The following is a 4,583-nucleotide window of genomic DNA, read 5'->3' as shown; positions in this document are numbered from 1 at the left end:
ATATGCTTAACCGAAGATTTTGCGTAGGCTTAAGAGTAGATATTTAATGATGCCCTACAATTTTATAGGAATTTTGTACATAACAATTTTCTCTTATGTAAAGGAAGGACAGTATCCGACTAGTTAAAGATTGAATTTTAGTTTTTTAGCCTGCCCGTTGCTGCACAAAGGTCGGGACATTCCGCACATAGCCCGAAGTATGCCGACCTTGTAGGTATGAGCGAAGGGAAACGCCCACAAGGACACGCCCAAAAAATAAACTTAATTCTGAAAAATAAACTACATTCGTTCTAAAGGCTGCATTCCTAAAAGTTTTAAGCAATGGTAAATAATTCGCCCACAAACTTGATTGAGCTGCACTCTGAAAGCCACAGCATCAGGATTCTCATCGTGTAAAATAACTACTTCATGATGAAACTGACCATACAAACGGCAAAGTTCATAAACATAATTAGCTATCAAAGCAGGTGAATACTGCTGCGCCGCTTGCAATATAACTTCTTCAAAACGGTATAAATGTACTATCAAATTCCTTTCAGTTGGATGTAAAGTAACATACTTGTTTGTGGGTGCATCAAGTAAATGCATCAATTTTTTTTCCTGAGCTTTGCGAAATATACCCTGTATGCGGGCGTACGTATATTGCAAATAAGTACCTGTATTACCATGAAAATCAATAGACTCTTCGGGATTAAAAATCATGTCTTTTTGGGGGTCAACTTTGAGTAAATAGTATTTGATAGCAGACAAAGCTAATTCGTGGTACAAATTTTCTAGTTCCTCTTGAGTTAGTCCTTCTACTTTTCCTAACTCTTGGGTAGTTTTTTGAGCTACATGGTACATTTCTTCTACTAAATCATCAATATCAACGACATTTCCTTCGCGAGTCTTCATACGTCCAGTAGGCAAATAAACCATGCCATAACTCAAATGATGCAAGCGAGAAGCCCATTCGTAGCCTAGTTTTTTGAGAATAGCAAATAAAACCTTAAAGTGATAATCCTGCTCCGATGCTACAACGTAAATAGATTGATATAAGTTAAGTGTTTCATGTCTTTGTACGGCTGTACCCATATCTTGGGTGATATACACTGCTGTACCGTTGCTGCGTAACACAAGTTTGTGGTCTAATTTTTCTGCAGTTAAGTCTATCCAAACTGAATTGTCAGGCTTTTGATAGAAAATACCTTTTAACAAGCCTTCTTTGATTAACTCTTTGCCAATCAGATAAGTTTGTGATTCATAGTCATAACGGTCAAAAGTAATGTTTAGTTTTTGATAAGTGCGTTCAAAGCCCTCGTAGACCCAGCTATTCATTTGTTTCCATAGGTGTATTACTTGCTCATCACCTGCTTCCCACTTTGAAAGCATATCCTGTACGGCTTTAAACCAATCTGTTTGAGTTTGAGCTAATTCGTAGATTTCTTCCTGAATTTGTGCAATTCTCTTGGGGTCTTTTGGATTTTTTTGTTCTAATTGGGAGAGTTTTTGAGTTAGTTCTTTATAGGCAGCTTGAACTTCGGGCGGAGTTGAGATCCAGTTTTCACTGCGCCATTGTTCTAGTAGTTCTTGGGTTTGAGATTTGAGTATATTTTCTGCCATTACATAATACTGAACTACAAAATAATCCCCCTTTGTGTTTGTACTTTGAGGCGTCTTACCTTGCCCAAACTGTTGCCATGCTAACATGGATTTGCAAATATGCGCTCCTCTGTCATTGTAGAGGTTGGTTTTTATCACCTCATAACCGCAGAATTTGAGGATATTAGCTACACTATCCCCTAAAACTAAATTCCTTAAATGTCCAAGATGTAAAGGTTTGTTGGTATTCGGCGAACAAAATTCAACTAAAACTCTTTTTCCTTTGCCTTTTTCATTTTTGCCAAAATTCTCATTTTCCTGTATCTCCTTGAAAACAACTTCTTTCCAATACTTATCAGAGAGAGAAAGATTAAGAAATCCCTTAACTACATTGAACTTTTCAAGGTATGGACTATTTTGGCGTAAATACTGACCTATGCTTTGTGCTATTTCTTCGGGCGGTTTTGAGATATATTTAGCAAGCGGAAAACAAAGTAAAGTGTACTGACCCTCAAACTCTTTGCGTGTATGTTGAATTTCAACGTTACATTCTGAAATGCCGTATATTTCTGCGAGTGCTTTTTTAATTTCCTGCGTAAGATACTTCATGCTGCAAAGATAAAGGGAATTGCCCTCACAAGTGCTTTAATTTTGATTTTGTAAAAGTCTAATTGCAATATATGCCATCAATCCTACTCCTATTTTTAGAGCTTGCTCATCAATGTCAAAAGTAGGAGTGTGTAAATTTGAGATGATTCCTTTTTGTTCATTTCGGGTGCCTAAACGGTAAAAGCAGCCTGGTATTTGGTGTGTGTAATACGCAAAGTCTTCCGCAGCCATCCATAAATCTAAATCTATTACATTTTCTTTGCCTAAGTAGTCAATGGCATATTGTTTAGCCATATTTGTAAGTGCTTCATGATTGTAAAGGACAGGGTAGCCTTTAAGAATATTAAACTCACACTTTGCGCCCATAGCTTGGGCTATACCTTCTGCCATACTTTTCATTTTTTGATGTGCTTCTGCGCGCCATTTTTCGTCCATAGTTCGGAATGTACCTTCCATATATACTTGTTCTGGAATGATGTTAGTAGCTCCATTAGCGATTATTTTTCCAAAGGTGAGTACAGAGGGAATAGTGGGGGGTGCATTTCGGCTAACAATTTGTTGCAAAGCTACAATAATGTGCGATGCTATCAACACAGGGTCAATACATTGATGGGGTTGTGCGCCGTGTCCGCCTTTACCTTGTATCTTTACATAAATTTCATCTGCGGAAGCCATATATTTGCCTGCTCTAAAACCTACCTTACCTGTTTCGATTAAGGGCATTACGTGCTGTCCGATAATAGCCTGTGGTTTTGGATTTTCTAATACGCCTTCTTTTATCATCAAAGAAGCGCCGCCAGGGATTTTTTCTTCTGCGGGCTGAAAGATAAGTTTTACCGTACCTTCAAATTCATTTTTGAGCTTATTTAGAATAGTTGCTACACTAAGTAGACTTGCCGTATGGGCATCATGTCCGCATGCATGCATCACACCTACATTTTGTGAAGTGTATTCAGTTTGGTTGGCTTCTGTAATAGGTAGAGCATCCATGTCTGCGCGTAAAGCAATTACTTTTTGAGCAGGATTTTTGCCCTCAATATAAGCCACTACGCCGTATCCTCCTATATTAGCTTGAAAAGGAATATTTTGAGCTTGCAACTGCTGTTGTATAAAAGCCGATGTATTTTTTTCTTCAAAAGAAAGTTCAGGATACCTATGCAAGTAGCGCCTGTTTTGGATAGTTTCAGGAAACAAGTCTTCTGCTAAGTATTGAATTTTTTGCCGAATATCCATATTAAAACAAGGTAAAAATACACATAAAGTTGGATACAGTTAAAAAAGTATTGTACTTTTATTTCATGTTTGCCTTTGAAGTATTAGGTAATACAAAATTAAAAGGAGAGATACAGCCCCAAGGCGCCAAAAATGAAGCGTTACAAGTATTATGTGCGGTTCTACTTACCCAAGAACCTGTAACCATACACAATGTTCCGCAAATAAGAGATGTATTGAAGTTGATAGAATTATTGAGTTTAATGGGAGTAGAGGTTAAGAAGATAGGTTCGCATAGTTATACCTTTCAAGCAAAAGAAGTGGATTTAGAGTATTTAGGTACAAAAGATTATGCGAAAAAGACCCAAGAGCTGCGGGGCTCAATTATGTTAATCGGACCACTTTTAGCAAGGTTTGGAAAAGGTTTTATTCCTCGCCCAGGGGGGGATAAAATTGGGCGCAGGCGTTTAGATACGCATTTTTTAGGTTTTCAGAAATTAGGTGCTACTTTTCGTTATGATTATCATCAAGACGCATATACGATTGAAGCTAATCAGCTAAAAGGCACGTACATATTGTTAGATGAAGCTTCTGTTACAGGTACGGCGAATATTATTATGGCTGCCGTATTAGCGCAGGGAAAGACTACAATCTATAATGCGGCTTGTGAACCTTACATTCAGCAATTATGTCGGATGCTCAACCGCATGGGGGCAAAAATTACAGGAATTGGTAGTAATTTATTGCATATTGAAGGTGTAAATAGTTTAGGTGGTACTATGCATACTTTGTTATCGGACATGATTGAGGTAGGTAGTTTTATCGGCATGGCGGCTATGACTCAAAGCGAGCTGACCATTAAAAACGCAAATGTGGAACATTTAGGTCAAATTCCGAGTGTATTTGAACGTCTAGGTGTTCAAATGGAAATACGCAACGATGATATCTACATTCCTGCTCAAGAGGTTTGTCAGATAGAGACTTTTATAGATGGTTCTATTTTGACGATTGCCGATGCACCTTGGCCTGGTTTTACCCCCGACTTGTTGAGTATTGTTTTAGTGTTAGCGACGCAGTGTAAAGGGACAGTGTTGATACATCAAAAAATGTTTGAAAGCAGGTTATTTTTTGTAGATAAGTTGATAGACATGGGGGCGCAGATTATTCTTTGCGACCCGCAC

3 protein-coding genes are annotated in these 4,583 nt (G+C 38.0%); 1 reads left to right on the top strand and 2 read right to left on the bottom strand.

All coding sequences use genetic code 11. From position 1 onward, the window contains the following. Positions 1-279: 279 nt before the first annotated feature. The gene (gene argS / locus NZ519_12395) at positions 280-2,190 is read right to left on the bottom strand and encodes an arginine--tRNA ligase (protein MCS7029554.1); all 1,911 of its coding nucleotides are present in this window, start codon (positions 2,188-2,190) and stop codon (positions 280-282) included. Positions 2,191-2,226: 36 nt separating this feature from the next. After that, positions 2,227-3,423, bottom strand: a complete 1,197-nt coding sequence (locus tag NZ519_12390; GenBank protein ID MCS7029553.1) for a M20 family metallopeptidase — start codon at positions 3,421-3,423, stop codon at positions 2,227-2,229. Between the two features lie 65 nt (positions 3,424-3,488). Between NZ519_12390 and NZ519_12385 the strand changes: the two genes are divergently transcribed. Further along, positions 3,489-4,583, top strand: a 1,095-nt coding sequence (locus NZ519_12385) for a UDP-N-acetylglucosamine 1-carboxyvinyltransferase (protein MCS7029552.1), incomplete at its 3' end; no start/stop codon positions are given.

This window comes from Bacteroidia bacterium (assembly GCA_025056095.1).
Classification (GTDB): domain Bacteria; phylum Bacteroidota; class Bacteroidia; order JANWVE01; family JANWVE01; genus JANWVE01.
Note: the sequence above shows the minus strand (reverse complement) of the source record. Positions and strands in the feature narration are given on the sequence as shown.

Excerpts from the sequence above, each read along its gene's own strand:
- NZ519_12390 (MCS7029553.1), bottom strand. The coding sequence starts at position 3,423 with ATGGATATTCGGCAAAAAATTCAATACTTAGCAGAAGACTTGTTTCCT.
- argS (MCS7029554.1), bottom strand. The coding sequence starts at position 2,190 with ATGAAGTATCTTACGCAGGAAATTAAAAAAGCACTCGCAGAAATATAC.